Source organism: Mesorhizobium sp. B2-1-3, from assembly GCF_006442495.1.
Classification (GTDB): Bacteria; Pseudomonadota; Alphaproteobacteria; order Rhizobiales; family Rhizobiaceae; genus Mesorhizobium.
In genome coordinates this window covers 92436-110161 of record NZ_VFWL01000009.1, presented here as the reverse complement: position 1 = coordinate 110161, position 17726 = coordinate 92436, and the positions used below count along the sequence as shown (strand labels likewise).

The following is a 17726-nucleotide window of genomic DNA, read 5'->3' as shown; positions in this document are numbered from 1 at the left end:
TCATCGCGACGACCCCGTGAGGCGTCAGCCCAACGTTCGCGTCCAGGCTTCTCTTTCAGGAGGTGGACGCCATGCCGTCAACAACCGCTGTCACCGTGCCGCAACTGATCCGTATGGTCGGTTTGCCGGGCGCGCCTGCAATCCTCGATATCCGTACCGAGGACGACTACAACGCCGATCCACGTTTGCTGCCGGCGTCGTACCGGCGCGATTTCAAAACCGTCCAGACTTGGGCAGCCGACTTCGCCGGTGGCCGCGTGGCGGTCGTCTGCCAGCAGGGAAAAAAGCTCTCGCAAGGCGTCGCCGCATGGTTGCGTCATGAAGGGATTGCCGCCGAATCGCTCGAAGGCGGCTTCGAAGCCTGGCGGGACGCCCACGGCCTTCTGGTCCGTGCCGACAGGATGCCGCCTCGTGACGACAAGGGCCGCACCGTCTGGGTGACGCGGGCCCGGCCCAAAGTCGATCGCATTGCCTGCCCCTGGCTGATCCGCCGTTTCGTCGATCCTCAAGCGGTCTTCCTGTTCGTCGACGCCGCGGAAGTGCCCGATGTCGCCGATCGTTTTCAGGCCGTGCCTTTCGACATCGACAATGCGTTCTGGAGCCATCGCGGCGAGCGCTGCACCTTCGACACGATGCTCGAGGAGTTCGGGCTCGAATCCGAAGCGCTCGACCGCCTCGCCGTGATCGTGCGCGCAGCCGACACGGCCAGCCTCGACCTGGTTCCGCAGGCGGCGGGATTTCTCGCCGCCTCGCTTGGCTTGTCGCGCATGTTTCGCGATGACCTGCAACAATTGGATGCCGGCATGCTGCTTTACGACGCGTTCTTCCGCTGGTGCCGCGATGCCACCGACGAAACGCACAATTGGCCGGCCGGGGCGAAGGCGTCATGAGCTCCCTCCTTTCCGAGGAAAGTGCTGACCTCATCGAGGCGCCTGCGGTCCCGAGCTTCCGCGAGGCCACGAAACTCTGGGCGAAGATCGGGTTGCTCAGTTTCGGCGGACCGGCTGGGCAGATCGCGCTCATGCACAGGGAATTGGTCGAGGAAAAGCGCTGGATCGGCGAGCAGCGTTTCCTGCATGCGCTGAACTACTGCATGCTGCTGCCTGGCCCCGAGGCCCAGCAACTCGCCATCTACATCGGCTGGCTGCTGCACAAGACGATCGGCGGTCTTGTCGCCGGCATCCTCTTCGTCGTGCCCGGGGCGGTCGTCATGCTGACCTTGAGCATCCTCTATGCGCTCTATGGCGATGCGCCGCTGGTCGACTCGCTGTTTTTCGGGGTGAAGGCGGCGGTGCTGGCGATCGTGGTCGAGGCCGTGATCCGCATCGGCCGGCGCGCCTTGAAGAACCGGGTTATGGCGGCGATCGCGCTTTGCGCCTTTGTCGGCATCTACGTGCTCAACGTCCCCTTTCCGCTCCTCGTCCTGTTTGCAGGACTGGTGGGATGGGTCGGAAACGGCATCGCGCCGGCCCTGTTTTCTGGCGCCGCGCATGGCAAGGACGAAGCTCCCGACGCCACGGGCGCGGTCGATCTGATGTTCGAGCGCGGCGAACTGGCCCACACCAGGCCGACGCGATGGCACGCGCCGCGCACCATCGCGATCTGGCTGCCGATCTGGCTTGGACCGGTTGTGCTGATCTGGGCCTTCACATCGGCAAACAGCGTCTGGACGCAGATCGGCGGCTTCTTCAGCCTCATGGCGGTCGTCACTTTCGGCGGCGCCTATGCCGTTCTGGCCTATGTCGCGCAAGCGGCCGTCGGTTCTCTTGGCTGGCTTGCGCCAGGCGAAATGGTCGATGGCCTGGGCCTTGCCGAAACCACGCCAGGACCGCTCATCCTGGTCCTGCAGTTCGTCGGCTTCCTTGCAGGCTTGCGCCATTCCGGATCGCCATATCCGTTGTTTGCCGGATCGCTTGGAGCGCTGCTTACGCTGTGGGTTACCTTCACGCCGTGCTTCTTCTGGATATTCCTCGGCGCGCCCTACATCGAGGCGCTGCGCGGCAACAAGGCATTGTCGGCGGCATTGGGCGCGATCACCGCGGCGGTCGTCGGCGTCATCATGAATCTGGCCCTGTGGTTCGCCTTGCACGTCATCTTCCGCGACGTGCGCGCGACGGGGCTCGGAATGGAGATGCCGGTGCTGTCCTCGATCGACTGGCGTGCCGCGCTGCTGTCCTGCGCTACCATGATCGCCATCCTCAAGCTGAAAATCGGCATGCTGCCGACGCTTGCCGGATCGGCCCTGGCGGGTGTCTTATTGCTTGCGGCGAGTGGGTAGCTTCGGCACGGAGGAGACCATGGAAACGGTCAACGTTCGCTATATCGTCAATGACGTCGACAGGGCGATCGCCTTCTACCGCGACCATCTCGGCTTCACGGTCGCCATGCACCCGGCGCCGTCCTTCGCCATGCTTTCCAGGGGCAACCTGCGGCTTCTGCTCAATGCCGCTGGCGGCCCTGGTGGGGCGTCGCAGCCGATGCCCGACGGCAGCGTGCCCGAACCCGGCGGCTGGAACCGCATTCAGATCGAGGTGGAGGATCTCGAAGGCGTGGTTTACAAGCTGAAAACTGCCGGCCAGGCTTTCAGGAACGAAATCGTCAAGGGCATGGGCGGCAGCCAGATATTGCTGCGGGACCCATCCGGCAATCTGGTGGAACTGTTCGAATCGGGGCGCAGATAATGCGTCCCTGTCACGAATAGCCAGCTGACATGGGCAGAAACCACCTGCACGGCATTTGCATTCCGTTGCCAGGCCACTCAATTTGCTGGGAAACAGATTGGACCATGATGGCCAAACGACGCTCTTCCCTCGGTTTCCTCGGCATGTTCGGCCGTTCAAGCGACCTCAGGCAGCTCGATGCCGCATTGCGCGGAGCCGACTTGCATCCCGCCCTTGTGCCGGAGGGCGTAAAGCTCACCATCGTCAACCTGATGAAGGATCACTGGCCCGACGAGCCGCCGCCGCAGGCTTATGCGCAAGTGGCGTGTTTGTTCAGCTATTGTATTGCTGGGCCTGAGGCATTCGAGCGCTCTCATGGCGCGCAGCCGCGGCAGGACGTGGAGCGTCGGATAGAGGCCGCGGTCGATGCCGGAGACAGTTTCGACGCCCAGATCGTGCTGATGGCGCTACACGCCAAGCTGGTCAATACCGAGGTCGTCGAACATTATGGGCTGAGCGCGGATTAACCTATTTTCAAAGGGGGGCGTTCTCAGCCGCCCATGCCGTTGCGCGGCAGCTTGATCATGTCGCCGAAGCGGGCGCGCAGCCTGTCGTCGAGCGGCTTCGGCACATGGCGCGGGAAGCGTTCGGCGAGGATGCGCTTCTTCTCGACGATCGCCCGCTGCAATATGTCGGGTCGGCCCTTCTCGTTCCATTCCTTCGGCGAAAACCGGTCGCCGACGGCGGGGTAGAAATATTCGGTCTGCATCAGCTTCAGCGTCTGCTCGTTGCCGAGATAGTGGCCCGGGCCTTTCAGGCAGACATCAGCAATGGTGTCGATCGACAGCGCGTCGTCCGTCACCTCGATGCCGCGCACGCAGCGCAGGCAATGGCCCAGCATGTCGTTGTCGATGATCAGGCTTTCCAGGCAGAAGCCGAGCAGGGACGCATGCATGCCGGCCGATTCGTAGACCAGGTTGAGGCCGGAAAGGCCGGCCATCACATTGGTAATGCCTTTTTCATAGCCGGACTGGATGTCGGGCAGTTTCGAATCCGTCATGCCTGCGGCCGAACCGCCTGGCAGGTCGTAGAACTGCGCCATCTGCGCGCAGGCCGCGGTCAGCACCGCCTGTTCGGCCGAGCCGCCGGACATGGCGCCGGTGCGCAGATCCGACACGAACGGCCAGGTACCGAAGATCGCCGGATGGCCCGGCTTGATGGTGTTGACATAGACAAGGCCGGCCAGCACTTCGGCCACGGCTTGCACCACCGCACCCGCGATCGCCGCCGGAGCGGTGGCCCCGGCCTGTCCGGCCGAAAGCAGCAGGATCGGGATGCCGCCTTCGACGCAGGCCTCGAGCACGCCGCAGGCGTCCTCGGCGAATTTCATCGGCGGCACGACGAAACAGTTGGAGTTCGACACGAACGGCCGGGCCCGGAAATTCTCCTCGCCACCGGCGATCGCGTAGAGCATTTCGAGCGCCGGTTGCACGTTCTCCCGCACCGTGAAGGACGTGCCGACATGCTTGGACGTGCCCATCACGCAGGCATAGAGCGTGTTGAAGTCCATTTCGAGCGGATCGGGAATGTCGCGCGGCACCATGGGCCGCTGGAAGAAATGGATGTTGTCGAGCCCGTCGACGATGCGCGCGGCATCATAGATGTCCTGCAGCAAGGATTCGCGATACTCGCGCTTCTCGACGTCGACAAGATGCACGGCAGCACCCGCCGTGCCGTAATGCACGCGCTTGCCCTGGATCACCATGTCGTGCTTCGGGTCCTGGCCGTGCAGCGTGAAATGCCGCGCCGCCCGCTTGATCGTGTCGAGCACCAGTGCGCGCGGGAAACGGATACGGCCGTCGTCGCCATGGCTGGCGCCGGCCTTGGTCAGCGCCTCGATGCAGGACGGGATTGCGTTGGCGAAGCCGACCGTCTCCAGCAGGGTCAGCACCGCTTCGTGGATGCGCTCGCAATCAGTGCCGCGCAGGGGGCCATAGCTCCCCCCCTCAAGGCCGGCGCGAACCGGCCTGATGTCGTCGGCGAGCGGCGCCGCCCGCATGGCGCGACGCGCTTCGCGTCCGCCGGAGCGGCGCGAACGCTGGTCGGCCGCTTCCTGCTTTTCGACAGCCACTGACATGGAAGCACTCCACCTTTTCTCGGAAGCAGGGCGGCGGTTGGTCCACCATCGGCTGCTTCGTCCCCTTTAGGCCTCGACTATGCCGCCGGCATTGGCACAGCCTATGAGCCAGCCGGTCCGGTTGCATATGCCAGTGCTAAAGAAGCAGGAGCCGCTGTTGCGCGGCTCCCGGGAGGTGGTCAGGCCCAGGTGATCAGGCGGCGGCCGGCCTGCGGCCCGCGGCGGTTGCAAGTTCGCGGATACCGGGCTCGATATGCTGCAGCGCGATCGAGGAGATGCCCAAGCGCATGAAACGCGAAGGCTTTTCGGTGCGGTCGAAGAAGCGGTCGCCCGGCTCGATGATGACGCTGCGCGAGGCGGCGGCCTCGGCCAGTCCGCGGGAATCGGTGCCGCGCGGTCCCTCCAGCCACAGCGACGTGCCGCCGGCCGAGTCGGTCGAACGCCACTCGGGCAGGAAAGCGGAAATCGCATGGACCAGGCGCTTGCGCCGCTCGTCGAAGGCGCTCGACAGCCGCCGCACCAGCGCTTCGTGGTGGCCGAGCGACAGGAACAGCGCGACCGCGCGCTGGTTGTTGGCCGGCGGATGGCGCAGCATGAAGCGGCGCAGCGCCCTGAGTTCGGCGATTAGTCCAGCCGAGGCCACGATGTAGCCAAGCCGCAGGCCCGGAGCCAGCGTCTTCGACATCGAGCCGACATAGATGACGCGGCCCGAGCGGTCGAGGCTCTTCAAGGCCTGCTGCGGCGCCTCGTCGAGAAGCTGGCTGTCATAGCCGTCCTCGATGATGATCTGGTTGTAGCGGTTGGCGCGCGCCAGAAGGTCCTGCCGGCGTTCCGCCGACAGCGGCACCATGGTCGGGCAATGATGGCTGGGCGTGACGAAGACAAAGCCGGAATCGTTGGGAATCGAAGAGGTTACGATGCCGGACTGGTCGACCGGCACCGGCTGGATGTCGGCGCCGGCGAGCCGGAAGATCGAGCGTGCGTCGGGGTAGCCCGGATCCTCCATCGCCACCTTCGAGCCCTTGGTCATCAAAAGCGTCGCCAGCATGTAGAGCGCGTTCTGGGCGCCCAGCGTGACGATGATCTCGTCGGGGTTGGCGAAGATGCCGCGCCTGGGCAGCAGCCGCGCCTGGATCTGCTCGATCAGCAGCGGATCGTCGCGATCGACCATGTCGGAGGCCCAGTTGCGGATCTCCAGCACGGCAAGCGCCATGCGGTTGCACTCGCGCCACTCGGCGGTCGGGAACAGCGCCGGATCGAACTGGCCATAGACGAAGGGGTAGGACGACTTGATCCAGTTCTCGTGCTTGGCTGGCGGCGGCATGTCGCTGGCCGCGATCTGCCGGCGTGCCTTCCAGTCGATCTCGTTGGCCTGGTCGGGCGCCTTCTGGTGCGGCTTGGCCGGCGTCGCCAAAACGTCGGGATTGACGAAATGGCCGCGCCGCTCGCGCGCCACCAGGAAGCCCTGGTCGACCAGTTGCTGGAAGGCCAGCACCACGGTTCCGCGCGCCACGCCGAGTTTTTCGGCCAATATCCGGCATGACGGAAGCGGCATCGAAGCGGCGATCTGGCGGTCGAGAATAGCGGCCACGATCGCCTGGCGGATCTGTGCCTGCAAAGTCTGGCCGGATTCGGCCGAAATCCGGAACAGGCCGGACCATATGGCCGTGTCGTTGCGCTGTGGCATGGGAAATGTTCCTCGATGGCCAGCTTTTTTCGTTTGGCTGGACCAGTCGAATGTAACGGTGGCACAAGGGGTTGCGCCAATCAATTTTTCTGATCTTTGGGATTTATGCCAGTGATCTTTCGGCCTTCGCATCCCGTGTAACGCAGTGCGTCATCGCCGCGTATTGACCGGACGGAATTCGGCTCAATAGTTTGGCGCGACGACACGCGCCGGAAACATCCGGTCTGCTAAGATAATTTAACAGTCCCAGGAGCCCGCCGGTGGATCAGTCAGCCTTCCAAAAACAGCTTGCCGCCTTGCGCGACCATCGCGCCGCGGCAGCCGGCGAGATGCGCCAGGCCTTCGCCGCCGATCCGCAGCGGTTCAAGACGTTCTCCGCCAGCGACGGCGACCTGTTGCTCGACTGGTCGAAATGCGCCGTCGATGCGCGCACGATGGACCTGCTGGAGAATCTGGCTGACGCCGCCGATCTCGAAGGCCGCCGCGCCGCCATGTTCGCCGGCAAGAAGATCAACGTTACAGAGGGCCGCGCTGTTCTGCACACCGCCCTGCGCAACCTGACCGGCAAGGGCATCGTGCTCGACGGGCAGGATGTGAAGGCGGAGGTCATCGCCGTATTGGACGCGATGGGCGCCTTCGCCGACGCGGTGCGTTCCGGCAAGGCGACAGGCGCCACCGGCAAGAAGATCACCGACATCGTCAATATCGGCATCGGCGGCTCCGATCTCGGCCCGGCCATGGCGACGTTGGCGCTGGCGCCCTATCATGACGGTCCGCGCGCGCACTATGTCTCCAACATCGACGGCGCCCATATCCACGACACGCTGAAGGGTCTTTCCGCCGAGAGCACGCTTTTTATCGTCGCCTCCAAGACCTTCACCACGGTCGAAACGATGACCAATGCGCAGACGGCGCGCGACTGGGTCCAAAAGGCGCTCGGCAAGGAAGCGATCGGCAAGCACTTCGCCGCTGTCTCGACGGCACTCGACCTAGTGGCGAAGTTCGGCATCGAGCCGGACCGCGTCTTCGGCTTCTGGGATTGGGTCGGCGGCCGCTATTCTGTGTGGGGCGCCATCGGCCTTCCCGTGATGATCGCCATTGGTCCACGCGATTTCCGCGCCTTCCTCGATGGCGCGCACGAAATGGACGAACACTTCCGCACAGCGCCGCTGGCCAAAAACCTGCCGGTGCTGCTTGGCCTTGTCGGCTGGTGGCATCGCGTCGTTTGCAAATACCCGGCCCGCGCGGTCATCCCCTATGACCAGCGCCTGTCCAGGCTGCCGGCCTATCTCCAGCAGCTCGACATGGAATCGAACGGCAAGAGCGTCACCCTGGACGGCGGCCCCGTGGCGACGCCGACCGGGCCGCTGGTCTGGGGCGAGCCCGGCACCAATGGCCAGCACGCCTTCTTCCAGCTCCTGCACCAGGGAACCGATTTCATTCCGGTCGAATTCCTCGCCGCGGCGAACGGCCACGAGCCGGAGCTGAAGCACCATCACGACCTGCTGCTCGCCAACTGCCTGGCGCAGTCGGAAGCCTTCATGAGGGGCCGCACGCTGGAGGAAGCGCGCGCGCAGATGCTGTCCAAGGGCATGAAGCCGGCCGATGTCGATCGCATTGCCCCGCACCGCGTCTTCTCCGGCAACCGGCCCTCGGTGACCATTCTTTATCGCAAGCTCGACCCGCGCACGCTCGGCCGCCTGATCGCTCTCTACGAACACCGCGTCTTCGTCGAGGGAACGCTGTTCGACATCAACTCCTTCGACCAGTGGGGCGTCGAGCTCGGCAAGGAACTGGCCACCGGCCTTCTGCCAGTCGTGGAAGGCAAGGAAAGTGCCGCAAAGCGGGATGCCTCGACCGCCGGCCTGGTGGAACACATCCACCAATTGCGTGGTTCGGAGTGACTGAGTTGGCAGACATCAAGGGAATATTGTTCGACAAGGACGGAACGCTTGTCGACTTCAATGCGACCTGGCTCGGGGTTGCCGACTTCATGGCCATGGACGCCTCCGAAGGCGACCGCTGGAAGGCCGACAGGCTGCTTGCGGCCGCGGGCTTCGATTTCGCCAACAGGCGCTTCAAGCCCGACTCCATCTTTGCCTCCGGCACCAATCTCGACGTCGTCGAATTGTGGTTTCCGCGCCTGTCCGATGAAGACCAGATGCTGGCCGTCGCCCGCTTCAACCAGATCACCTCGGTGCAGGGCTCGGCGATGGCGGTGGCTCTGCCGGGCATCGTCGAAACGCTCGGCACCTTGCACGCAAGGTCCTATCGGCTCGGCGTCGCCACCAACGATTCGACCAGCGGCGCGGAAAAAACGCTGGTAACGCTCGGCGTCGCGCAGCTGTTCGACGCCGCCTACGGCTATGACGCGGTGGCCAATCCCAAGCCGGCGCCGGATACGATCCAGGCCTTCTGCGATCTCACCGGCCTGAAGCCGACGCAGGTCGCCATGATCGGCGATAACCGCCACGATCTCGAAATGGCTCGTGCCGGCGGCTGCGGCCTGGCGGTCGGCGTGCTCTCGGGCACCGGCACGCGTGAATCTCTGGCCGGAATTGCCGACGTGATCCTGGATTCGGTTGTCGACCTGCCGGATTTCCTTTCAGCGCGGGTCAAGGAGACGATCTGATCTCGTCGCTAGCGGCGTCTCGGCTTCGAAGGAAAAGACGCCGCTCGGCCTGCTTGCGGCGCCCTTCGCGTCGCCGAAATCCGGCACCTGATATTCGGCGAGCAGCCTGAGCCGCGACAATGGTAGATCGGCGCGGCGCGGGTCGCCGATCAGGACCTCGACGCCAGCGGCAAGGCAGCGGTCGAGGAAGGGGATCATGCGTTGGGTGACATCGGGTCCGTAGAACACGTCGCCAGCCAGCACAAGGTCGACCGCTGGTGGCGGACCGGTGGTAATGTCTTTGCAGATCACCGAGATCGTGACGCCGTTGTCTTTTGCATTGAGACCGAGCGCGGCGACGCCGTTTCGGTCGATCTCGGCGGCGATCACTTCGCGGGCCCCGGCCTTCGCGGCAGCGATGCCGACAATGCCGGAACCGGCACCAAGGTCGAGCACGCGGCGTCCCCCCACGGTCATCGGATGGTCGAGGACATAGCGCGCGAGCACGGTGCCGCCGGCCCATGCGTAGGCCCAGTAGGGCGGTTGTGGCTCCGGTGCATCTTCCGCATCGCCTTCGGGCTCGACGAGCCGTCTCAATCCGCTGCTGGGGTGCGCCGTGTAAAACCGGATTTCTGGAAGCGCAGGCGCAGGGACAAGGCGCATGTTGGCCTTGATGAACTCGGCCGGGTCGAGGCGCTGGCGCCGGTCCGGCGCATCGTCGCCGGCAAGATCGTGGTCCAAGCCGGCTCCTATTCGCGCAATGCGCGCCGCAGGATCTTTCCGACCGGCGTCTTCGGCAGTTCTGTCCTGAATTCGATGTATCTGGGCCGCTTGTAGCCGGTCAGGTTCTCACGGCAATAGGCGGTGATGGCCTCGGCGGTCAGCGCCTGGTCCTTCTTGACGATGAACAGTTTCGGCACTTCGCCCGAATGCTCGTCCGGCACGCCGATTGCCGCCACTTCGAGCACGCCGGGATGCAGCGCCACGACTTCCTCGAGCTCGGTCGGATAGACGTTGAAGCCGGAAACGAGGATCATGTCCTTCTTGCGGTCGACGATCTTGGTGTAGCCGCGCTCGTCCATGAAGCCCATGTCGCCCGACTTGAAGAAGCCGTCCTTGGTCATCACCTTGGCGGTCTCGTCAGGCCGGTTCCAGTAGCCCGCCATCACCTGCGGCCCCTTGATGCAGATTTCGCCGACCTCGCCGAGCGGCAAATTGTTGTCCTCCTCGTCGCGGATGGCGATCTCGGTAGACGGCAGCGGCAGGCCGATCGTGCCGGTGAATTCGCCGGAGCTGAACTTGTTGGCCGTTGCCACGGGCGACGTCTCCGACAGGCCGTAGCCTTCACTGACCGGGCAGCCCGTCAGCGCCTTCCAGCGCTCGGCGACGCCCTTCTGCACCGCCATGCCGCCGCCCAGCGTCAGGAGCAGCGGCTTGAAGTCGAGCTTGCGGAAATCCTCATTGTTGAGCAGCGCGTTGAACAGCGTGTTGAGGCCTGGAAAGATATGGATCGGATACTTGCCCATTTCCTTGACGAAGCCGGGGATGTCGCGCGGGTTGGGGATCAGTATGTTCTGTCCACCCATTTGCATGCCCATCAGCGCATTCACGGTCAGCGCGAAGATATGATAGAGCGGCAGTGCGCAGATGAGGTTGAGATGGGCGGGTTTTGGCTTGACCGTGTAAGCGTCCTGCAGCCACAGCGAATTCTGCGCGACATTGGCCAGCACGTTGCTGTGCAGCAGGATAGCACCCTTCGAGATTCCCGTGGTGCCGCCGGTATATTGCAGGAACGCGATATCGTCGGCCGCCACCTTGGCCGGCTTGAAACCCATGCCGCTGCCCACCTTCAGCGCCGCGTTGAACTTGACATGGCCGGGCAATGACCAGGCCGGCACCATCTTCTTGACGCGGCGCACCACCAGATTGACGATGCTTCCCTTGAGCCCGCCGAGCATGTCGCCCATGGCCGCGACGACGACGTGCTTGACCGACGTCCTGGCGATCACCGCTTGCAAGGTGCTGGCGAAGTTCTCCAGGATGATGATCGCTTGTGCCCCGGAATCCTTGAGCTGGTGTTCCAGCTCGCGCGGCGTGTAGAGAGGGTTGACGTTGACCACCGTGTAGCCGGCGCGCGCCACCGCCATCATCGCCACCGGATATTGCAGCACGTTCGGCATCATCAGGGCGACGCGTGCGCCTTTGGGCAACCCGGTCGATTGCAGGTAGGCGCCGAACGCCGCCGAAAGCCGTTCGAGTTCCGCATAGGTGATCGACTTGCCCATGCAGGTGAAGGCCGGCTGGCCGGCAAATTGCTTGCAGGCGGCAACGAGGAAATCGCCGATGGAGCTGTAGGGCAGGGCGCCGATCTCGGCCGGCATGTTCTTCGGGTAGCTTTCCAGCCAGGGCTTTTCCGGCAAGCCTGCGGCAAGGGCGGTGAGCGCTTTCGGCAATCGCTTGGCGGCCGCCGGTCTCGAGGCCGCCGGTGCCGGCTTGGCCACGGATGCGGCTTGTGCGGCCCCAGTCTTGCTAGTCCGGGTCGCCCCGGTCTTGCTCGCGCCAGTCTTCGTCGTCCCGGCCTTGGTCGAACTGGTCTTTGTCGTCCCGGTTTTAGCAGTTCCGGCCTTCGCCGACGTCTTTGCGGGGACGGCTTTGGCCGCCGGCTTCGCGGCCGGTTTGACAACAGCGTCCGCCTTGCCGGCGGAAGGTTTCCCTGCGACCTTTGCCTTTGTGCTCTTTGCGCCCTTTGCGTTCTTGGCGGAGGGCGTTGGCTGCTTGTCGGCGCCCGCGGCCGGCTTCAGGGTCGCCTTGGCCGTCTTCGGCGGAGCCGTCCTGTTCGATGCTTTTGCCAACCGTCCCTCCCTGTTTTGTTCGCCCCTGCCGCGCTCGCCTCCTGCTAAGAGAGGCGTCCCCCGCTGCCGACGGTGCCTTGTCTATGTATGGCCTCTATCGGCGGGCGTGCAAGCCTTGCCCCAGCGGCAAGCCGTCGAAAGATTTGCCGCCGAAAATCTTTCCCGCCACGGGCGCAGCGGCCCTGCATCGTCCGGCATCCCCGGTCATATGAAAGCGGGCGCGACGTTGATCTCGTAAGATTGGTGATCAATAAAAAAATGCGGTCGTTAATAATGTTGTGAATAGAAAAAAATACTGAATTTTTCCATTTTTTTGCGGAGAGGAGGATTTTTTTCCCGCTTACCATGGGGTAGGCAAACTGGGTGTTCCAAAGCCGGAGAAACGGTGCTTATATGCGCGCTTCGCGAGCCTGATAGAGGGGCTTGGAAAAACATCAGGGAGTGCTCAATGAGGAAGAAACTGACTTTTGCAGCCGCGTTGCTGGCTGCAAGCGTCCTGGGCGGCGTGGCCAACGCAAAAACCTTGGTCTACTGCGCCGAAGCTTCGCCGGAAGGCTTTGACCCGGCGCCCTACACCGCGGGACAGACGTTCGATGCGTCTTCGCGTACGGTCTTCAACCGCCTCGTCGAATTCGATCATGGCAAGACAACGGTCTCGCCGGGCCTGGCCGAAAGCTGGTCCATTTCCGACGATGGCAAGGAATACACGTTCAAGCTTCGCAAGGGTGTGAAGTTCGCCGCTACCGACTATTTCACCCCGACGCGCGACTTCAACGCCGACGACGTGGTGTTCTCGTTCCAGCGTCAGGTCGACAAGAACGGCCCCTGGTTCCAGTACATACCGGGCATTGCCTACCAGTATTACAATGACCAGTTCGGCGACAACATCACCAAGGTCGAGAAGGTCGACGACCTGACGGTGAAGTTCACCCTCAAGGAGCCGGCGATCACTTTGATCCCGACGCTGGGCATGGACTTCGCCTCGATCGTTTCCAAGGAATATGCCGACAAGCTGCAGGCGGACAAGACGCCTGAACTGTTCAACCAGAAGCCGATCGGCACCGGCCCGTTCATCTTCGTCGATTACCAGACCGACGCTGCTATCCGCTACAAGGCCAACCCCGACTATTGGGGCGGCAAGCAGAAGATCGACGACCTTGTCTTCGCCATCACCACCGATCCGGCGGTCCGTGCGCAGAAGCTGAAGGCCGGCGAGTGCAATATCATGTCCTACCCGGCGCCGGCCGACATCGCCGGCCTGCAGGCCGATCCGAACCTGAAGGTCGACGAGCAGGAAGGCCTCAATGTCGGTGCGCTGATGTACAACACCCAGCAGAAGCCGTTCGACGACGTGCGCGTGCGCAAGGCGCTCAACATGGCCATCAACAAGAAGGCTATCATCGACGCGGTCTTCCAGGGCGCCGGCCAGGTGGCCGTCAACCCGATCCCGCCGACCATGTGGTCCTACAACAAGGACGTGAAGGACGATCCGTACGATCCGGATGCGGCCAAGAAGATGCTCGAAGAGGCCGGCGTCAAGGACCTCAAGATGAATGTCTGGGCCATGCCTGTGTCGCGCCCCTACATGCCGAACGCGCGCCGCACCGCCGAGCTGATCCAGGCCGACTTCGCCAAGGTCGGCGTCACCGTCAACATCGTCAGCTACGATTGGGGTGAATACCTCAAGCGCGCTTCGGCGGTCGATCACGACGGCGCCGTCATCGTCGGCTGGACCGGTGACAATGGCGATCCGGACAACTTCCTCGGTGTGCTCTTGAGCTGCGCTTCCGTCGGTTCGAACAACCGCGCGGAATGGTGCAACAAGGACTTCGATGCGCTCATCAACAAGGCCAAGACGGTTTCCGACCAGGCCGAGCGCACCAAGCTCTACGAACAGGCGCAGGTCATCTTCAAGGAACAGGCACCGTGGGCGACGCTCGCACACTCCAAGGTGTTCATGCCGATGCAGAAGACCGTCTCCGGCTTTGCGATGGATCCGCTCGGCATCCATCGCTTCGACGGCGTCGATATCGCCGAATAAGGTTCGCGAAACGGGGCGGCGCCACAGCGCCGTCCCACCTCGCCCGCCATGCTGCGTTATATCCTCGGCAAGCTCGCCCTCATCGTCCCGACCTTCATCGGGATAACCATCCTCGCCTTCGGCTTCGTGCGCATCCTGCCCGGTGATCCGGTGCTGGTGCTCGCGGGCGAACGCGGCCTGTCGCCCGAACGTCACGCTGCGCTGATGCACCAGTTCGGCTTCGACCTGCCGATCTGGCGACAGTACCTGACCTATCTGGCCAATATCCTCAGCGGTGATTTCGGCACCTCGTTTTCCACCAAGACGCCGGTGCTCAAGGATTTCCTGGTGCGGTTCCCGGCAACCGTCGAACTTGCCATCTTCGCCATGATCTTCGCCATCGTCATCGGCGTCGCCTTCGGCATCTTCGCCGCGATCCGCCGCGGCTCCTGGTTCGACCAACTGACCATGGGAACGGCGCTGGCAGGCTATTCCATGCCGATCTTCTGGTGGGGGCTGCTGCTGATCATCGTGTTCTCCGGCATGCTGCACTGGACGCCGGTTTCCGGCCGCATCGACCTTCTCTATTTCTTCAAGCCGGTAACCGGCTTCATGACCATCGATTCCCTGATCTCCGGACAGAAGGGTGCATTCCGCTCGGCCCTGTCGCACCTCGTCCTGCCCACCATCGTGCTCGGCACCATTCCGCTTGCCGTCATCGCCAGGCAGACGCGGTCGGCCATGCTCGAGGTCCTCGGCGAGGACTATGTGCGCACCGCGCGCGCCAAGGGCCTGGCGCCTCGCCGCGTCATCGGGCTGCACGCTTTCCGCAATGCGCTGATCCCGGTCGTCACCACCATTGGCCTGCAGGTCGGCACGCTCCTGACCGGCGCCATCCTGACCGAGAGCATTTTTTCGTGGCCAGGCATCGGCAAATGGATGATCGACGCTATTTCCAAGCGCGACTATTTCACCGTGCAAGGCGGGTTGCTTTTGATCGCGCTCATCGTCATGTCGGTGAACCTCATCGTCGACGTGCTCTATGCCGTCATCAACCCGCGTATCCGGGCGAATTGACATGACCAACGAAGGCCCTGCCACAATCGAAGCCGCGACCGTCGTCAGGCCGCAGGACGCCCGGCTGCAGATGTTCGCCGAGTTCTGGCACTATTTCTCGATCAACAAGGGCGCGGTGATCGGCCTCTTCGTCTTCGCGCTGCTGATCCTGATCGCCGTCTTCGCGCCGCTGCTCGCCCCGCATTCGCCGGACGACCAGTTCCGCGACTTCTTCCTGACGCCGCCGGCCTGGCAGGCGGGCGGCAACGCCCAGTTCCTGCTCGGTACCGACGCCGTCGGCCGCGACATTCTCTCGCGCCTGATCTACGGCTCGCGCTTCTCGCTCGCCATCGGCTTCGTCGTCGTCACCACGGCGCTGATCTCCGGCGTCATCCTCGGCCTGCTCGCCGGCTACTGCCGCGGCTGGGTGGATACGCTCATCATGCGCATCATGGACATCATCCTGGCCTTCCCGTCGCTGCTGCTGGCGCTGGTGCTGGTCGCCGTTCTCGGACCTGGGCTGGTCAACGCCATGATCGCCATTGCCTTCGTGCTGCAGCCGCACTTCGCCCGGCTCACCCGCGCCGCCGTGATGGCGGAGAAGAACCGCGAATATGTCATCTCGGCCAAGGTCGCGGGCGCCAGCCATTTCAGGCTGATGCTGGTCACCATCCTGCCCAACTGCATCGCGCCGCTGATCGTGCAGGCGACGCTGTCCTTCTCCAACGCCATCCTCGAGGCCGCGGCGCTGGGCTTCCTCGGCATGGGCGCGCAGCCGCCGACCCCGGAATGGGGCACGATGCTGGCCGAAGCACGCGAGTTCATCCTGCGCGCCTGGTGGGTGGTGACCTTCCCGGGCCTTGCCATCCTGATCACCGTCTTTGCCATCAACCTGATCGGCGACGGCCTGCGCGACGCGCTCGACCCCAAGCTGAAGAGGTCGTGAGCATGTCCCTGCTCGAGATCAAGAATCTCACCGTTTCCTTCGACACCGCCGCCGGTCCGTTCATGGCCGTGCAGGGCATCGACCTGTCGATCGAGCCGCGCGAAGTGCTGGCGATCGTCGGCGAATCCGGTTCCGGCAAATCGGTGGCGATGCTGGCGGTGATGGGGCTGCTGCCCAACACCGCGACCGTCAAGGCCGACCGCATGGCCTTCGACGGCGTCGATCTGCTGAAGCTCAGCCCGTCCGAGCGGCGCAAGATCGTCGGCAAGGATATCTCCATGATCTTCCAGGAGCCGATCGCCAGCCTCAACCCGTGCTTCACCGTCGGCTTCCAGATCGAGGAGGTGCTGCGCTTCCATATGGGCATGGACCGCGCCCAGCGCCGCGCGCGCGCCATCGAATTGATGAAGCTCGTCGGCATTGCCGATCCGGAAGAACGGCTGAGCTCGTTTCCGCACCAGATGTCGGGCGGCCAGTGCCAGCGCGTCATGATCGCCATCGCCATCGCCTGCAATCCGAAGCTCTTGATCGCGGACGAGCCGACCACCGCGCTCGATGTCACCATCCAGAAGCAGATCCTTGATCTCCTGGTTTCGCTGCAGGCCAAATACGGCATGGGCCTGATCATGATCACCCACAATATGGGCGTGGTGGCCGAGACAGCCGACCGCGTCATCGTTCAGTACAAGGGCCGCAAGATGGAAGAGGCCGACGTGCTGTCGCTGTTCGAGAGCCCGAAAAGCAACTACACGCGCGCGCTGCTGTCGGCGCTGCCGGAGAACGCGGTCGGCGACCGGCTGCCGACCGTTTCCGACATGCTGTTCGAGCCGGCGCCCTCGGCCGCGGGAGCCTCCGCATGAGCACCACCGTCCTCGAAGGCAAGAACATCGTTCGCGACTACCATATCGGCGGCGGCCTGTTCAGCGGGCCGCGCACGGTGCACGCGGTCAAGGGCGTCTCGTTCACCGTGGACAAGGGCAAGACGCTCGCCATCGTCGGCGAAAGCGGCTGCGGCAAGTCCACGCTCGCCCGCATCATCACGCTCATCGATCCGGCGACATCGGGCGAACTGTTCATCGACGGCAACAAGGTCGACATCGCCAGGGGCGGATTGACCAAGGAGATGCGCCGCAAGGTGCAGATCGTCTTCCAGAACCCCTACGGATCGCTCAACCCGCGCCAGAAGATCGGCGACGTGCTGGGCGAGCCGCTGCTGATCAACACCGACAAGACGGCCGCCGAGCGGCGCGACCTCGCCATGAAGATGCTGAAGAAGGTCGGCCTCGGTCACGAGCACTACAACCGCTATCCGCACATGTTCTCGGGCGGCCAGCGCCAGCGCATCGCCATTGCCCGCGCATTGATGCTGAACCCGAGCCTTCTGGTGCTGGACGAGCCGGTCTCGGCGCTCGATCTTTCGGTGCAGGCACAGGTGCTCAACCTGCTCGCCGACCTGCAGGACGAATTCCAGCTGACCTATGTCTTCATCAGCCACGATCTCTCCGTGGTGCGCTACATCGCCGACGACGTGATGGTGATGTATTTCGGCGAGGCGGTCGAATACGGCTCGCGCGACGAGGTCTTTTCAGACCCCAAGCACAGCTACACCAGGACGCTGTTCGCCGCCACGCCGCGCGCCGATGTCGCCAGCATCAAGGCGAGGCTGGCGAAGAAGAAAGCGGCGTGACTCCAATTCGTCATCCTAGGGCGGAGCGCCGCAACGCGGTGCGGAGATCCTAGGATCCATGCCGTTATCT

16 protein-coding genes are annotated in these 17726 nt (G+C 63.8%); 12 read left to right on the top strand and 4 right to left on the bottom strand.

Annotation, left to right across the window (positions count from 1 at the left end; translation table 11 throughout):
- The first annotated feature begins 71 nt into the window (after positions 1 to 71).
- The 4 genes from FJ973_RS16745 (at position 72) to FJ973_RS16730 (ending at position 3187) form a co-directional block, all read left to right on the top strand.
- Positions 72 to 890, top strand: a complete 819-nt coding sequence (locus FJ973_RS16745; RefSeq protein WP_140497022.1) for a sulfurtransferase/chromate resistance protein — start codon at positions 72 to 74, stop codon at positions 888 to 890.
- The gene (gene chrA / locus FJ973_RS16740) at positions 887 to 2278 is read left to right on the top strand and encodes a chromate efflux transporter (protein ID WP_140497020.1); all 1392 of its coding nucleotides are present in this window, start codon (positions 887 to 889) and stop codon (positions 2276 to 2278) included. The genes FJ973_RS16745 and chrA overlap by 4 nt, the downstream gene beginning before the upstream one ends.
- A gap of 19 nt (positions 2279 to 2297) precedes the next feature.
- Positions 2298 to 2681 (top strand): VOC family protein, encoded by a 384-nt coding sequence (locus FJ973_RS16735; RefSeq protein ID WP_140556807.1) that lies wholly within the window; start codon positions 2298 to 2300, stop codon positions 2679 to 2681.
- Between the two features lie 107 nt (positions 2682 to 2788).
- Positions 2789 to 3187, top strand: a complete 399-nt coding sequence (locus FJ973_RS16730; RefSeq protein WP_140497299.1) for a hypothetical protein — start codon at positions 2789 to 2791, stop codon at positions 3185 to 3187.
- A gap of 23 nt (positions 3188 to 3210) precedes the next feature.
- Here the strand turns inward: FJ973_RS16730 and FJ973_RS16725 are convergent, their stop codons facing one another.
- Entirely contained in the window at positions 3211 to 4797 is a 1587-nt protein-coding gene (locus tag FJ973_RS16725) for a trimethylamine methyltransferase family protein (RefSeq protein WP_140497016.1), read from the bottom strand.
- Between the two features lie 193 nt (positions 4798 to 4990).
- A complete protein-coding gene (locus tag FJ973_RS16720; protein WP_140497014.1) occupies positions 4991 to 6484 on the bottom strand; it encodes a PLP-dependent aminotransferase family protein in 1494 nt (497 codons plus the stop codon).
- 260 nt (positions 6485 to 6744) lie between these two features.
- On the opposite strand from FJ973_RS16720, the gene pgi reads away from it, so the two are divergent.
- Both pgi and FJ973_RS16710 read left to right on the top strand, forming a co-directional pair.
- Complete coding sequence (gene pgi, locus FJ973_RS16715; RefSeq protein WP_140556805.1) at positions 6745 to 8388, top strand: glucose-6-phosphate isomerase; 1644 nt, start codon at positions 6745 to 6747, stop codon at positions 8386 to 8388.
- A gap of 5 nt (positions 8389 to 8393) precedes the next feature.
- Positions 8394 to 9116 carry an HAD family hydrolase gene (locus FJ973_RS16710; RefSeq protein ID WP_140497010.1) on the top strand — a complete coding sequence of 241 codons (723 nt, stop codon included), beginning with the start codon at positions 8394 to 8396 and terminating at the stop codon, positions 9114 to 9116.
- Here the strand turns inward: FJ973_RS16710 and FJ973_RS16705 are convergent.
- Together FJ973_RS16705 and FJ973_RS16700 are read right to left on the bottom strand one after the other, a co-directional pair.
- Positions 9090 to 9836 carry a methyltransferase gene (locus FJ973_RS16705; RefSeq protein WP_181168361.1) on the bottom strand — a complete coding sequence of 249 codons (747 nt, stop codon included), beginning with the start codon at positions 9834 to 9836 and terminating at the stop codon, positions 9090 to 9092. The genes FJ973_RS16710 and FJ973_RS16705 overlap by 27 nt on opposite strands.
- An 8-nt stretch (positions 9837 to 9844) precedes the next feature.
- The gene (locus tag FJ973_RS16700; protein ID WP_224646604.1) at positions 9845 to 11548 is read right to left on the bottom strand and encodes a long-chain fatty acid--CoA ligase; all 1704 of its coding nucleotides are present in this window, start codon (positions 11546 to 11548) and stop codon (positions 9845 to 9847) included.
- A gap of 97 nt (positions 11549 to 11645) precedes the next feature.
- Between FJ973_RS16700 and FJ973_RS31410 the strand changes: the two genes are divergently transcribed.
- The 6 genes from FJ973_RS31410 to FJ973_RS16675 all read left to right on the top strand — a co-directional run bounded on the left by FJ973_RS31410 (position 11646) and on the right by FJ973_RS16675 (position 17656).
- A complete protein-coding gene (locus FJ973_RS31410; RefSeq protein WP_224684797.1) occupies positions 11646 to 12185 on the top strand; it encodes a hypothetical protein in 540 nt (179 codons plus the stop codon).
- A gap of 210 nt (positions 12186 to 12395) precedes the next feature.
- On the top strand, positions 12396 to 13988 hold the full coding sequence (locus FJ973_RS16695) for an ABC transporter substrate-binding protein (RefSeq protein ID WP_140497006.1): 1593 nt from the start codon (positions 12396 to 12398) through the stop codon (positions 13986 to 13988).
- 48 nt (positions 13989 to 14036) lie between these two features.
- Positions 14037 to 15044 (top strand): ABC transporter permease subunit, encoded by a 1008-nt coding sequence (locus FJ973_RS16690; protein WP_140497004.1) that lies wholly within the window; start codon positions 14037 to 14039, stop codon positions 15042 to 15044.
- 70 nt (positions 15045 to 15114) lie between these two features.
- The gene (locus tag FJ973_RS16685; protein ID WP_181165298.1) at positions 15115 to 15969 is read left to right on the top strand and encodes an ABC transporter permease subunit; all 855 of its coding nucleotides are present in this window, start codon (positions 15115 to 15117) and stop codon (positions 15967 to 15969) included.
- Between the two features lie 2 nt (positions 15970 to 15971).
- A complete protein-coding gene (locus FJ973_RS16680; RefSeq protein WP_140497000.1) occupies positions 15972 to 16829 on the top strand; it encodes an ABC transporter ATP-binding protein in 858 nt (285 codons plus the stop codon).
- Positions 16826 to 17656 carry a dipeptide ABC transporter ATP-binding protein gene (locus FJ973_RS16675; protein WP_140556803.1) on the top strand — a complete coding sequence of 277 codons (831 nt, stop codon included), beginning with the start codon at positions 16826 to 16828 and terminating at the stop codon, positions 17654 to 17656. The genes FJ973_RS16680 and FJ973_RS16675 overlap by 4 nt, the downstream gene beginning before the upstream one ends.
- The last annotated feature ends 70 nt before the right edge of the window (positions 17657 to 17726 follow it).